19 protein-coding genes are annotated in these 17,557 nt (G+C 30.0%); 4 read left to right on the top strand and 15 right to left on the bottom strand.

Going from position 1 to position 17,557, the window contains the following annotated elements:
* The first annotated feature begins 122 nt into the window (after nt 1-122).
* Nucleotides 123-1,925: a heme NO-binding domain-containing protein gene (locus CURI_RS00705; RefSeq protein ID WP_014966360.1), complete on the top strand. Its 1,803-nt coding sequence runs from the start codon at nt 123-125 to the stop codon at nt 1,923-1,925.
* A 63-nt stretch (nt 1,926-1,988) separates the two neighbouring features.
* Here CURI_RS00705 and CURI_RS00700 read toward each other — a convergent pair whose 3' ends face one another.
* The 7 genes from CURI_RS00700 to CURI_RS00670 form a co-directional block, all read right to left on the bottom strand.
* Complete coding sequence (locus tag CURI_RS00700) at nt 1,989-3,539, bottom strand: methyl-accepting chemotaxis protein (RefSeq protein WP_014966359.1); 1,551 nt, start codon at nt 3,537-3,539, stop codon at nt 1,989-1,991.
* A 166-nt stretch (nt 3,540-3,705) separates the two neighbouring features.
* Nucleotides 3,706-5,160, bottom strand: a complete 1,455-nt coding sequence (locus CURI_RS00695) for an aminotransferase class I/II-fold pyridoxal phosphate-dependent enzyme (protein ID WP_014966358.1) — start codon at nt 5,158-5,160, stop codon at nt 3,706-3,708.
* 321 nt (nt 5,161-5,481) lie between these two features.
* Nucleotides 5,482-6,420 carry a magnesium transporter CorA family protein gene (locus tag CURI_RS00690; RefSeq protein WP_014966357.1) on the bottom strand — a complete coding sequence of 313 codons (939 nt, stop codon included), beginning with the start codon at nt 6,418-6,420 and terminating at the stop codon, nt 5,482-5,484.
* A gap of 237 nt (nt 6,421-6,657) precedes the next feature.
* Complete coding sequence (locus tag CURI_RS00685; protein WP_014966356.1) at nt 6,658-6,921, bottom strand: metal-sensing transcriptional repressor; 264 nt, start codon at nt 6,919-6,921, stop codon at nt 6,658-6,660.
* A gap of 1 nt (nt 6,922) precedes the next feature.
* Nucleotides 6,923-7,129 carry a heavy-metal-associated domain-containing protein gene (locus tag CURI_RS00680; protein ID WP_014966355.1) on the bottom strand — a complete coding sequence of 69 codons (207 nt, stop codon included), beginning with the start codon at nt 7,127-7,129 and terminating at the stop codon, nt 6,923-6,925.
* Nucleotides 7,130-7,149: 20 nt separating this feature from the next.
* The gene (locus CURI_RS00675) at nt 7,150-9,519 is read right to left on the bottom strand and encodes a heavy metal translocating P-type ATPase (RefSeq protein ID WP_041701316.1); all 2,370 of its coding nucleotides are present in this window, start codon (nt 9,517-9,519) and stop codon (nt 7,150-7,152) included.
* 105 nt (nt 9,520-9,624) lie between these two features.
* Nucleotides 9,625-10,344 carry a Crp/Fnr family transcriptional regulator gene (locus CURI_RS00670; protein WP_014966353.1) on the bottom strand — a complete coding sequence of 240 codons (720 nt, stop codon included), beginning with the start codon at nt 10,342-10,344 and terminating at the stop codon, nt 9,625-9,627.
* A gap of 197 nt (nt 10,345-10,541) precedes the next feature.
* Here CURI_RS00670 and CURI_RS00665 point away from each other — a divergent pair, with 197 nt between their 5' ends.
* Complete coding sequence (locus tag CURI_RS00665; protein WP_014966352.1) at nt 10,542-11,255, top strand: hypothetical protein; 714 nt, start codon at nt 10,542-10,544, stop codon at nt 11,253-11,255.
* A gap of 147 nt (nt 11,256-11,402) precedes the next feature.
* Here the strand turns inward: CURI_RS00665 and CURI_RS00660 are convergent, their stop codons facing one another.
* The 3 genes from CURI_RS00660 to CURI_RS00650 all read right to left on the bottom strand — a co-directional run bounded on the left by CURI_RS00660 (nt 11,403) and on the right by CURI_RS00650 (nt 12,939).
* Entirely contained in the window at nt 11,403-11,987 is a 585-nt protein-coding gene (locus CURI_RS00660) for a 5-formyltetrahydrofolate cyclo-ligase (protein WP_014966351.1), read from the bottom strand.
* Nucleotides 11,988-12,133: 146 nt separating this feature from the next.
* Entirely contained in the window at nt 12,134-12,412 is a 279-nt protein-coding gene (locus CURI_RS00655) for a HesB/IscA family protein (protein ID WP_014966350.1), read from the bottom strand.
* A gap of 158 nt (nt 12,413-12,570) precedes the next feature.
* On the bottom strand, nt 12,571-12,939 hold the full coding sequence (locus tag CURI_RS00650; protein WP_014966349.1) for a phage holin family protein: 369 nt from the start codon (nt 12,937-12,939) through the stop codon (nt 12,571-12,573).
* 153 nt (nt 12,940-13,092) lie between these two features.
* Here CURI_RS00650 and CURI_RS00645 point away from each other — a divergent pair, with 153 nt between their 5' ends.
* Nucleotides 13,093-13,314, top strand: a complete 222-nt coding sequence (locus tag CURI_RS00645; protein WP_041701314.1) for a hypothetical protein — start codon at nt 13,093-13,095, stop codon at nt 13,312-13,314.
* Nucleotides 13,315-13,434: 120 nt separating this feature from the next.
* Complete coding sequence (locus tag CURI_RS00640) at nt 13,435-13,617, top strand: DUF1858 domain-containing protein (protein ID WP_014966348.1); 183 nt, start codon at nt 13,435-13,437, stop codon at nt 13,615-13,617.
* 44 nt (nt 13,618-13,661) lie between these two features.
* On the opposite strand, the gene CURI_RS00635 is transcribed toward CURI_RS00640, so the two are convergent.
* From CURI_RS00635 to rnmV, 5 genes are all read right to left on the bottom strand, one after another.
* Nucleotides 13,662-13,886 carry a glutaredoxin family protein gene (locus CURI_RS00635; RefSeq protein WP_014966347.1) on the bottom strand — a complete coding sequence of 75 codons (225 nt, stop codon included), beginning with the start codon at nt 13,884-13,886 and terminating at the stop codon, nt 13,662-13,664.
* 100 nt (nt 13,887-13,986) lie between these two features.
* A complete protein-coding gene (locus CURI_RS00630) occupies nt 13,987-14,340 on the bottom strand; it encodes an ArsR/SmtB family transcription factor (protein ID WP_014966346.1) in 354 nt (117 codons plus the stop codon).
* 42 nt (nt 14,341-14,382) lie between these two features.
* On the bottom strand, nt 14,383-15,933 hold the full coding sequence (locus CURI_RS00625) for a hypothetical protein (RefSeq protein WP_041701311.1): 1,551 nt from the start codon (nt 15,931-15,933) through the stop codon (nt 14,383-14,385).
* A 90-nt stretch (nt 15,934-16,023) separates the two neighbouring features.
* Entirely contained in the window at nt 16,024-16,893 is an 870-nt protein-coding gene (gene rsmA, locus CURI_RS00620) for a 16S rRNA (adenine(1518)-N(6)/adenine(1519)-N(6))-dimethyltransferase RsmA (RefSeq protein WP_014966344.1), read from the bottom strand.
* The gene (gene rnmV, locus CURI_RS00615) at nt 16,886-17,431 is read right to left on the bottom strand and encodes a ribonuclease M5 (protein WP_014966343.1); all 546 of its coding nucleotides are present in this window, start codon (nt 17,429-17,431) and stop codon (nt 16,886-16,888) included. The genes rsmA and rnmV overlap by 8 nt, the downstream gene beginning before the upstream one ends.
* Nucleotides 17,432-17,557 lie beyond the last annotated feature (126 nt).

Raw genomic sequence — 17,557 nt, 5'->3', positions numbered from 1 at the left:
ATCATTTAAGGAAAAGAAGGAGTTTCTGTTATATATATCTAACTATATTAATATATATCTTTGTTATATGGGCTTATTATTTAATTATATATTGCTATTTTATTTGAAAAGGAGTGCTTAAAATGAAAGGTACAATGGTATCGGTTTGGGTTAAAACGTCTAGAAAGCTATATGGAGACGATTTAATCGATGAAGCTCTAAATTCAGTTAATATTTCTTCTGACAAAGTTTTTAAGCCTACAGAAGATATTGATGACAGTTCAGCTAAAGGTATAGTAACTTATATATCTAAGAAAATAGGAAAATCTGAGTATGACACTTGGAAAGAGATCGGTATAGACAACGTAATTACTTTTGCTGAAGACTATCCTGCTTTCTTTAAACAGAAAAATCTTTATTCATTCTTAAAATCTATGTACGATGTTCATATGGTAATAGCTAGTAGAATTCCAGGTGCTCGTCCACCTATTTTACATGTAAATCCTGTAAGTGATCATGTTGCAGAAATGTCTTATGAATCCAAGCGTGGCATGTTTGCTTACTTCCATGGAATGTTAGAAGGTGCTGCGAGGTATTTTAAAGAGAATATAAACATTGAAACTGTTGAAAAAACAGATAGCTTTACTAAAATATTGATTACTTTCTCTAATCAAATATATTTTCATAAATCGTATTCTGTCAACAAATTCTTCTCTTTAGGTTTCATTAAAAGTCTAGAAACTAAAGTAGCTATCATGAGCTTAGTCTTTTTAGGGGTACCCTCTATTATAATATCTAAAGTTTTGGATAATGGAATTGGGAGTCTAATTACAATAATCTTAAGTATAATAGTTCCTTTCCTAGCTACTAAAGTTCTAAACTCGCCACTTGACATCATCTTTAGTCAACTAAATGACTTAAAGGAAAGGAAATTCTCTGTAGACACTGAAATATCTACCAATGACGAATTCGAAGATTTGAATAAACTTATAAGTAAATATAAAGATGTGGTAAAAAGTGACTTTGTAGGATTTAAGGGACTTACTGATGAGTTAAATGTATTTAGTGATAGATTTAATGAGACTTCTTTGAACATGAGTCATATATCCAAAGATATCTCAAGCGTCGTAGAAGAAGTCGCTCATGTAGCTGTAAATCAAGCAGAAGAAACCGAAGGATCTGCTTATTTACTTAATAATAATATATCTACTCTAAATAAAATTGTCGAAGATGAGAATAAAAGTAAAGATGATCTTGAATCTACTGTAGAAAGAATAAATAAGGATTATGAAAATCTTAAGTTTACATCTGCTAATTTGGATAATATATTAACAGAATTCTCTGAAGTTAAAGAAAACAGTATAGATCTGCAACAAAAAGCTCAAGATGTTACTAAAATTGTTGAGGCAGTTGAACGTATAGCTGATCAGACTAATCTTCTAGCCCTCAATGCTGCTATAGAAGCTGCCAGAGCTGGTGAGTTTGGAAAAGGCTTTGCCGTTGTTGCAGAAGAAATTAGAGATTTAGCTGAAGAGTCTAAGTCTGCTGTTAAGAATATAAATGACAATTTAGTTTCTTTTATAAACGATATTGACTCCATGGTTAAACAAATAGAATCTCAGTATGTAGTTCTAGAAGATGAAAATGGTAAGCTTTCAGATGTTGCTGACAGTAACTATGAAACTGTTAAGTCTATTAAAAATGTTTCTAATTCTATAATTGACATGATAAACCAGTTAACTCATGAAACTGATTCTATTAATAAAGTTTCTTTAAGTATAGAATCATTAGCTGCAATAGCCGAAGAAAACTCGGCTTCATCTGAGGAAGTTAGTTCAAGTGTATCCACGTTTACTCATGAATTAGGAAAAATGATGGAGGATATTTCAGAATTTAAAAGAGTCTCTGAGACATTTAAAGGCGATTTAGAAAAATATAATTTATAAACTTAAAAATAAGAACCCCAGAAATAAAGCCTGATATCAGCTTAATTCTTGGGGTTTTGCATTTTATCCTAAAATTAAATCACCTATTAGAAGCCCAACTGGCTCTCCTTTTTTGTTGTTAACAGGAACTGTTATCGCTATACAGTAGTTATATGTATCATCAGAAATATAAGGTTGTGACTGATAGTCAAGTCCTTCGTGAACACTAGCTTTAAAGTAAGGACGGTGTGAGAAGTTCACATATGTTTCTTGTTCGGTATAGTCAAGAGTTATAGCCTTTCTAAGTCCATCTTTTTGCATGAGAGTAAAGAGATCAAACTCGGGATGTTTTTTTATACTATCCCTAAGAAGACTTGTGCATTTGTGGTAATCCATAGTAAGAAACATTTCATTTTTAGAAAGTTCTTTTAGTGCTTTAAGTCCATTTTCTATATATCTTTTTGTGCTATCTGTAATTTCATAGTTCTTAGCAAATGATGCTATAGATATTTTAAGACTTTTATTCATTTCATTTAAATTATTTATTGAACCTAATGTTCGTCGTATAGTATCTAGCTGTGATTTAGAAGATATATTTACTTTATCAGTCTCATATACTGTATGTTCTGAAAGTGAACATACTTTATTTATCAATTGTCTAATTCCATTTATTTTGTCATTTTGTAAATGTATTATTTTATTTATATCTCTTACTGATGATAAAGTATTATTACTTTCAGTAGATATCTTATCAAGGTTTTCTTTAGTTATATCTGAGAACTTTATATTTTCATTTATTATTTCAACCTCTTCTTTCATCCACATTGATATCTCTGAAATCTCAGAGTTAATATCATTTATTATACTTTGAATTTCATTTGCCTGTTCTGATGATATCTTAGCTAACTTTCCAATTTCAGCTGCTACGACAGAAAATCCATGACCACTAACGTTCGATCTTGCAGCTTCAATTGCAGCATTTAGTGAAAGTAGGTTAGTATTTTCACTTATCTCTCTTACTCCATCTGCAATTTTTTGAATCTTATATGCCTTATCATTTAGGGTAGATACTTTAGCTGACAGATTTAAATTAGATGTAGCAGAGCTCTCAAGCTTTATCTTAAGTTGTTTATATACTTCATTTCCCTCATCCACGGATTTCATCATAGAACTTGCCATCTCGTCTATTGTTTTTGAGTTTTCAAGTACTTTATCATGATCAGTCACTATTTCACTTATAAGGGACTCTGCATGGGAAGTGTCTTTTAACTGAACCTCCGTCTCTGCAGATATTTCCTCTATGGCTTTACAGTTCTCATGTGAAGCAGTTTTAATTGTAGTAGCATCATTTTCTAATTCATAACAATAGTCTATAAGTTTATCTGTCATATTTGTAGACTGATTTATGAGTTCCCTTATTTTTAAAATTAGAAAGTTCATATTCTTACATAAATGTTTTATGCTATTCTCCCTTATTTCAAGCTTTTGTGTCAAATCTCCGTGTGCCATTTGATAAATCTTATTACTTATAAAATTAATGTCTCTTTTCATTTTTAAAATAATCACTATAGGTATTACTATTATAAATAACACTATAGCTACAAGCATTACTATTAAAGTTGGACTTATATACATGAAAACCCCTCCCAATCTATATAATTCATATAGGTTTAGTATATTATATGATAAATTTTCAAATTGTACAATAAAATTTAATAAATAAAGAATTTTTTTCAAAAATAAAAAAATGCTGTTAGTATCATTAAATTTGTTTGATACTAACAGCATTTTTAATAGATTTTTATATATCTAGAACTCTTATAAAGTCTATATCCTCATCTTGTGGTCCCTGAATTAAGGTCTTTTGTCTTTTTAATACTTTTACATACTCTATCATATGTTTAGTAAATCTTTCTCCAGGTGTTACTATTGGAATCCCAGGTGGATAAGCCATTATAAATTCTCCACTAACTAACCCCTCAGCATCTTCAAGTGATACTGATTTCTTATTACTATAGTATGCCTCCCTTGGTAAAAGGACTACTTCTGGATTTTCCAGTACCGGAGTCTTATCAAATTCTATCTTAGTTCCTCTAAATTTCTCACTTATATCCTTGAGTGCATTTATTAATTGATTTATACTTTCAATGTCATCGCCTATGCTTATTATCGCTAGTATATTATATACATCTCCAAGCTCCACTTGAATATTATATTCATCTCTCAATCTATCATATACTTCAAATCCTGTAAGCCCAAGCTTTGATACATTTACTCCTAACTTTGTTTCATCAAAATCAAATACACCATCTGTCCCAATTAGTTCTTTTCCAAATGCATAAAGTCCACTTATCTTATTTATCTCTTCACGGGCATATCTACTTAGATCTAAAGCTCCTTGTAGCAACTTTTCTCCACTTACTGCTAGAGCTTTTCTAGATACATCTAAGCTAGTCATTAAAAGATATGACGCGCTAGTAGTCTGTGTAAGTTCTATTGCAGTTCTAACTTCCTCGGGTTTTATTAACCCTTCATTTAGCAATAACATAGAACTTTGGGTAAGAGATCCCCCTGTCTTATGTGAGCTTACAGATACAATGTCTGCCCCTAATGAAATTGCACTTTTCGGAAATTCTTTATGAAATGCAAAATGAGCTCCATGAGCTTCATCCACCAATACTCTTATATTATGATCATGTGAAAGTTTCACTATATTCCCTATATCAGAAGTAGCTCCATAGTACGTTGGGTTAATTATAAGAATAGCTTTTGCATCTGGGTTTTCATCTATAGCTTTCTCCACACTTTTAGTAGAAATACCCATAGCAATTCCTAACTCTCCATCTATCTCTGGTTGAATATATACAGGTTTACTTCCTGTTAAAATTATTGCATTTATTACTGATTTGTGAACATTTCTTGGTAATATTATCTTATCTCCTGGTTTGCATACGCTCATGACCATACCTTGTACTGCTGATGTAGTACCATTAACTAGAAAATAAGCATAGTCTGCACCATATGCTTTAGCTGCTAAATCTTCAGCATCTTTTATCACACCTGTAGGTTTGTTTAAGTTATCTAAGCATTTCATGGAGTTAACATCTACCTCTAGTACTTTTTGTCCTAAAAACTCTGCTAATTCGCTTAATCCTTTCCCATGCTTATGTCCAGGTACATCAAAAGGAATAACTTTTCTCTCATGATACTCCCTTAGAGCATCTAGTAGTGGAGTTTTATTTTGATCTATATTCATATATTCACCCCTATCATCTATTTACATATGGTTGAAATTCTATAATTTTTGTTTTTTAATTGTCAAAGCCTATTTAGGGTTATATTTCTTTTTTATAGGTTTCAATCATAATGTTTTCTTTTAATTACTAGTTATTATATTTTATTATATGTTACGAGGTGCTCTTTTAACCCAATAAAACCATATAAGCTCAAAAAATCCCTGATAAATCATATGATTTATCAGGGATTTTTTTATATAAATAATTTATTAATTTTATAATTTTTCTTAATTGTGAATGACAAAAATACTTTAAGTTTTACTCTAATTACATTGTTAATTTTAAAACATTCTTTTCTTAGCTAAAATCGCAGCCACAATTCCACATATTGTAGTAGTAATAATTATTACTGTTGCAAATGCCATCGGATATCCATTAAGTGGTATACCTTCAACGTTCATTCCAAAGAACCCTGACACTATATTAGGGATTGCCATTACGATAGTTATTGTGGTTAAAAATTTCATCACTATGTTTTGATTATTAGATATTATTGATGCAAAAGCATCCATGGTTCCACTTAGTATATTACTATATATAGTTGTCATTTCTATAGCTTGCTTATTTTCTATAATTACGTCTTCTAGTAGTTCTTGATCTTCTGGATATAGTTTTATTGCCTCCATTTTTAGTATTTTTTGCATCACTACATCATTTGATTTTAGTGAAGTTGAAAAATAAACTAAACTTTTTTGAAGTTCTAACATTTGTATAAGTTCTTTATTCCTAGTTGATTTATGAAGTCTATATTCTATATCATCACTTATTTTATCTATTTGTTTAAGATATAACAAATATCTTGTTGCTATTTTAAATAATATTTGAAGTAAAAATCTATTTTTCTTAAATGTAAAAAATGATTTAACTTTATGTTGTATAAATTGGTCTATCAAATAACTTGATTTTAAGCATGTAGTTATAATATTTCTTTCAGTTATAATTATTCCTAATGGTAGTGTATAGTATGTTATTGAATTCTCATCTTCATCCACCATAGGCATATCTACAATTATTAACTCTTGATTGTTTTCTATCTCAAGTCTTGGACTTTCCTCATCATCTAGTGGTGCCTTTATAAAGTCTATATCTATGCCTAACTCTGAACTAACTTTTTGTATTTCACTTTCAGTAGGGTTTGTTAGGTTTATCCAACTGCCTTTTTCAAAATCCTCTACTTCTTGCAGTTCTCCCGTTAACGATGATTTGTATATATTTAACATAATCATTCTCCTTCCTTGTCAAATGTTTATTTCATACATATGACAAGGAAGTCGTTTTCTGTGACTATCTATGTCATATGTAATGAATCTGGACTGAATCTGACTTTGTCAAACTAGGCCCTTCGTCCACTTTCATCACTCCTATCTTCTTTTTAATACAATATAAAAAACCTTTCTAACATTAGAAAGGTTTTTATACTCTTATATTATTCTATCTTATTTTTTTTTATTTAACAACTATTTAAAATACTTATCTAATATACTTAGTATTTCATCTATCTTTTCATCGCCTTCGCCTTTTACTATTGCATCTTTTACACAACTCTTTATGTGTTGTTCTAGGATTTTCAAATTTGCTTTTTCAAGAAGTCCTTTTGCTGCGAGTATTTGATTTGCTATATCTACGCAGTATCTATCATCTTCTATCATTTTTATGACTGCTTCTATCTGTCCTTTAGAGGTTTTTAATAGTGTTACTGCTTTCTTTTTCTCTTCATTCATATTACTCAATTCCTACTACATCAAATCCTATATTTTCTATACTATCTTTTATATCTTTGTCATCTACATTTTCACATTCTATTACTGCCTTTTTTCCTTCTAAGTTAACATCTACTGAAGTTACTCGTGATAATTTACTTAAAGCCTCTGTTACTGCGCTAGTACAGTGTCCACAGCTCATTCCTTCAATTAATATTGTTTTTTTCATATTTATTCCTCCTCTTATATTTATCTTTTTGCTTTAAATCTTTTTAATCTAAGTGAGTTACTTAAAACTGATACCGAGCTAAATGCCATAGCCCCACCTGCTATCATAGGGTTCAATAGTCCTAATGCTGCTAGTGGAATACCTGCCGTATTATATGCAAATGCCCAGAATAAGTTTTGTTTTATAGTTCTCATAGTTTTTCTACTTAAACGTATTGATGTAGGAATATCTCTTAGATCTCCTTTTATAAGTGTTATATCTGCAGCTTCCATTGCTATATCTGTACCTGTTCCTATTGCAAATCCTATATCTGCTGCTACTAGTGCTGGAGCATCATTAATTCCGTCTCCTACCATTCCCACTTTTTTACCCTTTGCTTTTATCTTTTCTACTTCTTCAGCTTTATGCTCTGGAAGTACTTCTGCTAGTATATTTTCTATACCTACTTGTTTTCCTATAGCATTTGCTGTTCTTTTATTATCTCCTGTTATCATATAAATTTCAATTCCCATTTCTTTCAGTCTATCTATGGCTTGCTTTGATGTATCTTTTACTGTATCCGCTACTGCTATTATTCCACCTGCTTTTCCATCTATAGACATTAACATAGCTGTTTTTCCCTCGTCCTCTAGTCTTTCTAATTGGGCTAACATTGAATCTATATCTATATTTTTATCTCTCATAAGCTTTCTATTACCTATATATATATCTTTACCATCTATAAGTGAGTAAATTCCATGTCCAGGTATTGCTTCGAACTTTTCTGGATCTGATAATTCTATTTTTCTATTTTTAGCTTCTTCTACTATTGACTCACCTAATGGATGTTCTGATGATTTCTCCGCTATAGCTGCATATCTTAGTATATTTTCTTCACTTTCTGTAATAGCTATGATATCTGTAACTTCTGGTTCTCCCTTAGTTATAGTACCTGTCTTATCTAGTACTACTACATCTAATTGATGAGTTTTTTCTAAGTGTTCTCCACCTTTTATTAATATTCCATTTTCAGCACCTTTTCCTGTTCCTACCATTATAGCTGTAGGTGTCGCAAGTCCTAATGCACAAGGACACGCTATTACTAGAACTGATACTGCACTTATCAATGCCTGATTAAAGTCTCCAAATACAAAGTACCATACAGCAAATGTTATAAATGCTATAACAACTACCGCCGGAACAAATATTCCAGAGATTTTATCTGCTAGTCTCTGTACTGGTGCTTTTGAAACTTGAGCATCTTCTACTAATTTTATAATTTGTGCAAGTGCCGTGTCTTTTCCAATTTTAGTAGCCTTAAATTTAAATACTCCATGCTTGTTAATAGTGGCACCTATTACTTCATCTCCTGCACTTTTATCTACTGGAACGCTTTCTCCAGTAAGCATAGACTCATCTACTGATGAATGTCCCTCTACAACTACTCCGTCTACTGGTATCTTTTCTCCAGGACGAACTACTATTATCTCATCTAATAATACTTCTTCTATTGGTATATCTATTTCTTTACCATCTCTTACTACTCTTGCGGTTTTAGCTTGTAGTCCCATAAGCTTTTTTATAGCTTCTGAAGTTCTTCCTTTTGCTATTGCCTCTAAATATTTTCCTAGCAGTATCAAAGTTATTATAACTGCTGATGATTCATAGTAATATTCATGAATTCCTACTATAGTGTTGTATAGACTATAAAAGTAGGCTGCTGATGTACCCATAGCAATTAGTACATCCATATTTGCTCCCCCACCTCTTAGTGAGTTATATGCACCCTTGTAAAATCTATATCCAACTATAAACTGAACCGGTGTAGCTAATGCAAGTTGAAAGTATCCATTAGATAGTATATTGTTTATTCCTGCCATGTGGAAAAACATAGCTGAAAAAAGTGGCACTGATAATATTGTAGAAACTATTAGTAAGTTTCTCAGTGATTTTATCTCACTCTCTCTAGCTTTTCTTTCCCTATCTTCATCTTCTTCTATTTCTTCATGAGCTTTAAATCCTGCCTTTTTAACTGCTTCTATAATTTGTTGTAATGTAACTTCTCCTTCTATAAACTCTACCGTTCCTTTATTTAACGTTAAGTTTACACTAGCTTGCTTTACCCCATCAAGTTTGGATATTACTTTCTCCACTCTATTTGAGCATGCTGCACAAGTCATTCCCTGTATACTTAAATTAACTTTTCTCATTGGCACTTTAAAGCCTGCTTTTTCTATTGCTTTTATTAAATCTTCTACCTTTAGCCTTTCTTCATCATACTCTATATTGGCTTTCTTAGACATTAAATTTACTGATGCTGAGGTTACTCCATCTAGTTTTGAGAGTACTTTTTCTACTCTAGATGAACACGCAGCACAAGTCATGCCTTCTACATTTAGAATAGTTTTCATTGATATCACTCCTTTTTTATACCCCTCCCCTATAGGGGGTGTACCTTCATTATAATACTATTATTTGTATTTGTAAATAGTGATATGCAATAATTTTATAATATCCTAGTTTAGCCCTTCCAAATACTCTAAATCTTTTATGATTATTGTCTTGTTTCCTACAAGTTCTAGTATTCCATCTTCCTGCATACTATTTAACTTTCTACTTATGGTCTCCCTAGTGACTCCTATATAATTAGCCATATCTTCTCTGCTTAATGGTATTTCTAATTTCACATCATTATCTTGTGGAACTCCAAAATCTTTTATAAAGCTAAGTAAAAGTCCTGATATTCTAGATTCTATATCTTTTGTACTTAAACTTTGTATTAGGTTTTCTAACTTATAAATCCTTTCATACAATACTTCTAATATTTTTAAAGCTATCTCCGGATTTTTCATAACTATATCATCAAAGTCATCTTTAGTTAATTGACATAGACTTACATCTTCTAATGCTTCTGCATTAAATTTAAATTCATCTTTCTTGAGAAGACTTAAATCTCCTAAAAAATCTCCATTAGATAATATATATAGTATTTGTTCTTTTCCCTCTTTTGTATATTTAAATATTTTAATTTTTCCATGATTTATAACATGCAGCTTGTCTGATATATCACCTTCAAAAAAAATAATTTCACCCTTTTTATAAGTCTTTCTGGTTATATTATCTGTTATTTCTTTTAATTGTGGTTCTTCTAGTATTGAGAATATTGATGCTTTACCTGCACAGTATCTTCCCTTACATTTCTTACATGCCTCTTCAGTTCCACACATTTTAATCATATTTTCACCTCTTTTTATATTTGTGATATTTATCACATCTTCGATTGATTGTACTCATATTTTTTCTTCTCATTTTCAATTAGAATTTAATTAGTGGATAGTGAAATATTTACTGTCTATGAATAAAAAAGTTAAACAAATTTATACTATATAGAAGAAGTGACATTTGTTACATTATAACATAAGGAGGTCTTTTTATGAGTAGATTTTTAGCTCCAATACATTCTTGGCTTTTTAATAAAATAAAGCTTCATGAGGAACTTGAAAGTGAAGTTATATCAAGATTTGTATCTAAATACGGGGACGATGTATATGAGATTGAGAGATCAAGTATAAATAAATATGGGGAAAGAATACCACAAGCTCCACTAGAAGATATAATAGATCAAAATAATATACATGGATGGTTACAAAATAAGATAAGCATTGCTGAAACTAGGCAAGCAGGAATATTGGCTGATTTATTTAATATTTATAAAAATGATGCAGTTGAACTTGTCAAAGATGTATATATAGAAAATGCTATAAAGAACGCAAACTTAGCAAGAGAAAGTGTTCAAGCTTTTACTCCAGAAGATATATTTAAAGTTATAAATAATTTTATACTTGATGGTATGCCTTGCGATAGTGTAAATAAGATAATTGAATCTAATGATGATTTATTAGAATATGAAAAAGTTAGCTGTCTTCATATAGATTATTGGAGATCTGTTGGTGTAGATGCTAATATTATGTATGATTTAAGACATGCTTGGATAGGTGCTTTTGTAAGTACACTAAATCCTGATTTTGAATATAAAATTGAGGGATCTTTACACAAAATTATAAAAAACAATAGAATAAAAAATGTCATCCTGAGTGCATGCGAAGGATTTAAGTGTAGGGTTTTCAATTTCCTACTTCTCGAGTAAGCGACTAGTAAAATTTATAACTTTTAACTATCTCTATACTTAATATTCTTCACTGTATTCAGAATGACAAAACTGGTTATATTAAAACCGTCGTATTCATCCGTATTCGATAATCTTTTTTATTTTTCATAATTTACGTTACATTTTTTATGATCTTATTATAATTCTACTTTCTGTTATAACATAGTCCAGAGGCACATCGTGACTTTCCATTTCTAAGAAGCTTTCTATTATCTGAAAATCATAAGCAACCCCTATAGTAGGAATCCCAAAGTTTAGTTCTCCAAGGAATCTATCATAATAGCCTGCTCCAAATCCTATTCTATAACATTTCTTATCAAAGGCTATTCCAGGAAGTATTATAAGATCTATTTCATCTGCACTTACTGGATCTACAAATTCTTCTTCAATCTCCATATAACCCATATCATGGGTTCTAAGTGGTATGTCTAGGCTTTTTATTTCGGTTGGTATTATTTTCATATCCTTCTTTACACAAAATGGTACTACTACTTTTTTTCCACTCTCAAGACAAGCTTTTATTAGCTCATAGCTATCTACTTCGTTACCAAAGCTTAAGTAAAGCATTATAGTTTTACTTTTTTGATATATAGGTAATTTCATTAGTTTGAGTTTTATCTCTTTACTTAGACTTTCAACTTTATCCCTATTCATTTGTTGTCTTATATTTAACATTCTTTTTCTTATGGCCTTCTTGTCTAAAAACGACATATTTACCCGCAACAAAGCCTACTTAATTGTTAAGTATGGCCTCTGTAGCGGAATCACTCCCTTCAACATATAAATTTAGACATACTACCTTAATATATATCCAAATTTTTTGTGTGTAAACAATTTTTTTATTATTTTTTATAATTTTATTTAAGTATAATATTAAATCCTCTTTTTAAACCTTCTTCTTCATAGTCTATAGAAACATTATCTATTATTTCCTCTAGATTTTTTTGAACAAGTATTTTTATACCTTCAACATCTACTACTATATCATCTTCCTTTTCTTTATCTACTGATAAAGAAAATTGAGGTTCTCCAGTACTACACTTACTTCCTGTTAGTATTATTCTACCACCTTTTTCATTATCTTGATTTATACCTTTAAGTTCCTTTTTTGCACTTTCTGTTATACTAATTTTCATTTTAATCTTCCTTTCTTGTTTATTTATATTTTACACATACCTAGCAATCCTATCGATATCATCGTAGATTATCTATATTTAATGTTTACCTATATTTTTTATTTTAAACATGTAAAAAGGACCTTAATTCTCCAAGGTCCTTTTAAATATGGTTAAACTTAAAGTGCAGATTTTCCAGGTATAATTGCATCTATTACACCTATAATTAACGCTCCTATTATAGCTCCCCATACTGAAATATCAAATCCTGCTACTAAGTACTTAGTAGCGTAAAGTATCAACGCTGATACTACAAATCCTACAATTCCTCTTCCAAATGGTGTAGCATCCACCCCTGTAAGTTTAGCTATAATGTAATCTACTAATGCTATTACTATACTCGCTACTATTAAACTCCATATGTTTCTTATTGAAAATCCAGGAGTTAAAAAAGCAGCTATACCTACAACTACTATAGTTGTTATAACCCTTATTAATATCGCCTTTATGTCAAAACCCATGTCATCATCTCTTTCTCTATCAGACACTTTTCTTCACCTCCATATACTTATTATCAGTTTTTTTCCTAATTTTATTCACAAATATTTTATTTTTTTAAATAGTATAGGTCATTCAGTTTTTGTCAAAACTAAAAGATAATAAAATGTTTTTTAATTTCTATCTTTTAAGGAGGTATTGCTTTGACTTTAAAAAAGTTTTTTACTATTACTTTATTTATAACTTTAACTTTAATAATGGTTTACTGCACTACTTTTACTTATAAATTAGCTCTAGTAATTAAAGATATTGCTAATTTGTCTCCACTTATAGCATTCTCTATTTTTCTTATATTATTTATGAATATATCATTTTTGTTTAATAATTTTAAAAATATAATAAAAAATACAGAAAAACTTAGCTAGATAGTTCGGCAAGAATCATATATTATATAATTATGTGATTTTAATCATTTTATTTTTCTTTAAATATGGTATGATTATATTGAATTATTAAGTTTTACTTTTAAAAGGAGGAATTTACTCATGATAACTAAAGACATGTTAATAGGTGAAATCTTAAGAACTAAACCTGAGGCTGCACAAATCTTAATGGGATTTGGTATGGGATGTATAGGATGCCCTTCTTCTCAAATGGAATCTTTAGAGCAAGCTGCTGCAGTTCATGGAATTAATGTAGATGATCTTATAGAAGCTCTAAATAAATAATAAAAAGGACTGTACCTAAGAATTTCTTAGAACAGTCCTTTTCATTATAAAGTTTTTTCTAATTTATCTTTGTCAAATCCTTGTATTTCTTCTTCTCCTACAACAATTACTGGAACTCCCATATAACCTTTTTGAATAAGTTCTTTTCTTGCTTCAGGATCTGTTTGAACATTCTTTTCTGTATATTCTACGCCCTTTTCTTTAAGATACTCTTTCGCCGTTACGCAGTGTGGACAAGTGTTACTTGTATATATAGTTACTTTTGACATAATATATCCCTCCTAAATTTATATCGTTAATATGCTTTTTACTAATTTTATGATACCCTACTATATAATTTTTAATCTAGTTTTAAATTAAAAATTTATTTTATTCATGATTTATATGTTCAAGTCCCTGGCTAAATAATCCTAGTACATGATCATCATCTAATGAATATACTGCTGATTTTCCTTCTTTTCTATACTTTACTAACCTTAAGTTTCTGAGTACTCTTAATTGATGTGATATAGCAGATTGATTCATTTCTAAAAGTAGTGCTATGTCACATACACAGAGCTCTCTTTTTGATAAACTGTATATTATCTTTAATCTAGTAGGATCACCAAGTGCTTTAAATATTTTAGATAATTCTATCACTGTTTCTTCCGATAAGTTTTCCTTTTTCATGGTATTAACTATCTCTTCATTTTGAAGTTTTTCTTCACAGATATCATCTTTCATATTTAATCTCCTTTTATCATTATAGTAAAAAAGACCTCATCTTTAAAGAGGTCTCACTATATTTCCTGTTAGAGCATCTATATATATAATCCAATATCCTAGGTTGTCATCATCCTCTTCTTTCTCAAACCATGTTACAAATCCTGTTTTACCTCCATATGGCTGATCTTCTTCTGTAAACTTCCCAGGTATTCCATATACATAGTGTCTTATTTTTTGGTTTTCTTGTACCACACCAAATATATAGTGTTCATGCTTCTTTATTTGACTCTGACTAGTTGCATATTTAGTTATGCAGTTATAAGGATAGTACATATTTACAAGATAATTATAGTATGGCAAGAATCCTCTGTTTATATTTCTCTTGTCATATTCTATTTCCCACCATGTATATCCTTCAAATTCCTGTTTAAAAGGACTTACTTTCTTAAAGAATTTAAGTATATTCAATGTATAATTAGCTATTTGCTGGCTATAGTTGGCAAAGCTATCATTTGTATATTTATTATTAGCATAACTTTCGTTATATAGATAGTTCTGGTCATTCATAAATGCACTTGCACCTTGAGCATTTCTTACGTCATATAATAAGTCTTCTTCACCTTTTATATAGTCATCTTCTAAATAATCATCTTCAGTATAATACTCTGAATTATCTTCTATATCTTCTTCTACATGAGTATCTTCGGAGTCATCTTCTAAATCTTCCGCATTTATTATCTCTTTATCTATGAGATATTCTTGTAAATCTTGTATAAATCCATGTTCACCTTTTTTAAACATTGGTCTTACTGATTTATATTCCTCTTCATCTTCAATATATTCATCAGTATCAGCACTGATTTCTTCAATTTCCTCTTGAATTATCGTATCTTCTAAATTATCTTGTATAATTCTTTCTATCTCTTCTACTTCATCTTCTTCTACTTCATCTATTTCTTTTGGATCTTCTGTATATTCTATATCTTCTTCAACTTCACCTATATCTTCAATCCCATCTGTTTCTTCTATTTCTTCTAAATTTTCTATTTCTTCAGGATCTTGTTCTAAACTTTCTTCTAATTCAATATCTTTTTCTTCAATATTTTCTTCTTCTGCTTCTTGTGTTTCTTCTATTTTTTCGGTATCTAATATCTCTGTCTCTTTTATCTTTGTTTCTTTTAGTCTAACTTTCTTTACTTCCTTTTCTAGTTTATTCATAACTATCTGTATTGTTCTATCATCTGTATGAATATATCCGCCTAAAGGTATTTCTAATTTGCTACTATGATTAGTTTCTAGCTTTATAAGTACAATGTTGAAATTTGCTATGTCTATTCCTGTACCTCCAACTGAACTTGAATTAAATTCCCAGTCAAGAGTACCTCTACCGTCTTTTGTAAGATCCACAATGCCTATATCTACGCTTTTAAAGTTGTTTTTTTCATTAGATACTAAATACCCTTTATATATATCATCTTCATCTAATTGTGTATCTAATCCCTCTAAGTTTAAAGAAACTTTTCCCTTGCCACTTCTTACTTCTAGTTTGGCATGTCCTTTAGCATTTTGGTCACTTTTTTTATTTAATATGATGAATTTTCTTAAAAACACTACTCCCCCTCCTTTAGTCATTATTACTTAGTATATGTATGACAATGGGAATAGTGAACTGTTTTTAAAAAGATAAACAAAATATATAAATTACTTTTTTAAAGAGCATATTTTATCTGATATATTAACAAAATCTTCTATAGCTAATACTTCCCCTCTCTTTTTAGGATCTATATTTGCTTCTTCTAGTACTTTACTTACTTCTTCTTTAGTCAAGTTTAAATTTCCTCCACTTAATGCATTTAAAAGTGTTTTTCTTCTTTGGCCAAATGCTGACTTTACTACGTTAAACATTAGCTTTTCATCTTTAACTTTAACTTTAGGTTCATCATATACACTTAACATTATTACTGCTGAATCCACATTAGGTCTTGGTATAAATACTGATGCAGGAACATTAGCTATTATTTCTGGTTGTGAATAATACTGTACTGCTATTGATAGTGCTCCATAATCTTTATTTCCTGGATTTGCTTGCATTCTTAAGGCTACTTCTTTCTGAATCATTACTACTATTTGTTGTATATCTAACTTACTTTCAAGAAGTTTCATTATAATAGGAGTGGTTATATAATAAGGAAGATTTGCCACCACTTTTACATTCAATCCTTTAAATTCTTCTTCTATTAATCTTTCTAAATCTACTTTAAGTACATCTTCATTTATTACCTTAACGTTTTCACACTCACTTAAAGTTTCCTCTAAAATTGGTAATAGCTTTTTATCTAATTCTATAGCTACTACTTTTTTTGCATATTTAGATAATTGTTGAGTAAGAGTTCCTATCCCAGGTCCTATCTCTATTATTCCATCTTCTTCAGTTATATTTGCACCTTCACATATGTTTCTTATGATATTTCCATCCACCAAAAAATTTTGTCCTAAGCTTTTAGAGAACTTAAATCCATACTTACTCACTATTTCCTTAGTGACACTTGGTATATACAGTTCATTACTCATGTTCTACTAACACACTCCTTATAGCTTCTTCAAATTCTTCTCTACCTATGCTGTAATTATTCAATCTTTTCAAAAACTGTTTTGAATTACAGTATCCTATACCTAATATTCTTCCCAATAAGTCTCTTTTCTTACTTGAATCTTCAGTCCCTATTAAACCGTACTTTAAAAGATCAGACTTTGAAAATTCATTATTTGGTCTTATAGTCTCTACTCTAGCTTTATTTAATGCTTGTATTATATCCTCCGGCTTTGCATTTTCTATTCCTATATCTCCGTCTTTTAAAGCTTTATCTTTTGGTAAGAAAGCATGCTTACAGTTCTTAACCCCTTCTGAAACTATTTTTCTAATTTTTTCTCCAGGATAATCTGGATCTGTGAATATTATAACGCCTCGTCTTTCTCCCGCTATCCTTATTTGCTTTAAGGTTTCCTCTGTTATCCCAAGTCCATGAGTTGCTATTACTTCAGCTTCTACGGCCTTTTTCACCGCTGATATATCATCTCTTCCTTCAACTACTATTATTTCCTTTATCATAAGTTCACTTCCTTTAGATAAATATCTACTTGGCTACTTTACCTATCTTACAGTTCAAATTAGTCTTTCTTATACTATATTATATCACTACAAGTCTAGTTTCTATTAGTTTTTTAATTTCCAATA

The organism is Gottschalkia acidurici 9a (assembly GCF_000299355.1).
Lineage (GTDB): Bacteria > Bacillota > Clostridia > Tissierellales > Gottschalkiaceae > Gottschalkia > Gottschalkia acidurici.
Note: the sequence above shows the minus strand (reverse complement) of the source record. Positions and strands in the feature narration are given on the sequence as shown.

Excerpts from the sequence above, each read along its gene's own strand:
- CURI_RS00705 (WP_014966360.1), top strand. The coding sequence starts at position 123 with ATGAAAGGTACAATGGTATCGGTTTGGGTTAAAACGTCTAGAAAGCTA.
- CURI_RS00680 (WP_014966355.1), bottom strand. The coding sequence starts at position 7,129 with ATGAAAAAAACAATATTAATTGAAGGAATGAGCTGTGGACACTGTACT.
- CURI_RS00685 (WP_014966356.1), bottom strand. The coding sequence starts at position 6,921 with ATGAATGAAGAGAAAAAGAAAGCAGTAACACTATTAAAAACCTCTAAA.
- rsmA (WP_014966344.1), bottom strand. The coding sequence starts at position 16,893 with ATGAGTAATGAACTGTATATACCAAGTGTCACTAAGGAAATAGTGAGT.
- CURI_RS00660 (WP_014966351.1), bottom strand. The coding sequence starts at position 11,987 with ATGTCGTTTTTAGACAAGAAGGCCATAAGAAAAAGAATGTTAAATATA.
- CURI_RS00665 (WP_014966352.1), top strand. The coding sequence starts at position 10,542 with ATGAGTAGATTTTTAGCTCCAATACATTCTTGGCTTTTTAATAAAATA.
- rnmV (WP_014966343.1), bottom strand. The coding sequence starts at position 17,431 with ATGATAAAGGAAATAATAGTAGTTGAAGGAAGAGATGATATATCAGCG.
- CURI_RS00695 (WP_014966358.1), bottom strand. The coding sequence starts at position 5,160 with ATGAATATAGATCAAAATAAAACTCCACTACTAGATGCTCTAAGGGAG.
- CURI_RS00700 (WP_014966359.1), bottom strand. The coding sequence starts at position 3,539 with ATGTATATAAGTCCAACTTTAATAGTAATGCTTGTAGCTATAGTGTTA.
- CURI_RS00635 (WP_014966347.1), bottom strand. The coding sequence starts at position 13,886 with ATGTCAAAAGTAACTATATATACAAGTAACACTTGTCCACACTGCGTA.
- CURI_RS00690 (WP_014966357.1), bottom strand. The coding sequence starts at position 6,420 with ATGTTAAATATATACAAATCATCGTTAACGGGAGAACTGCAAGAAGTA.
- CURI_RS00655 (WP_014966350.1), bottom strand. The coding sequence starts at position 12,412 with ATGAAAATTAGTATAACAGAAAGTGCAAAAAAGGAACTTAAAGGTATA.
- CURI_RS00640 (WP_014966348.1), top strand. The coding sequence starts at position 13,435 with ATGATAACTAAAGACATGTTAATAGGTGAAATCTTAAGAACTAAACCT.
- CURI_RS00630 (WP_014966346.1), bottom strand. The coding sequence starts at position 14,340 with ATGAAAGATGATATCTGTGAAGAAAAACTTCAAAATGAAGAGATAGTT.
- CURI_RS00675 (WP_041701316.1), bottom strand. The coding sequence starts at position 9,519 with ATGAAAACTATTCTAAATGTAGAAGGCATGACTTGTGCTGCGTGTTCA.
- CURI_RS00670 (WP_014966353.1), bottom strand. The coding sequence starts at position 10,344 with ATGATTAAAATGTGTGGAACTGAAGAGGCATGTAAGAAATGTAAGGGA.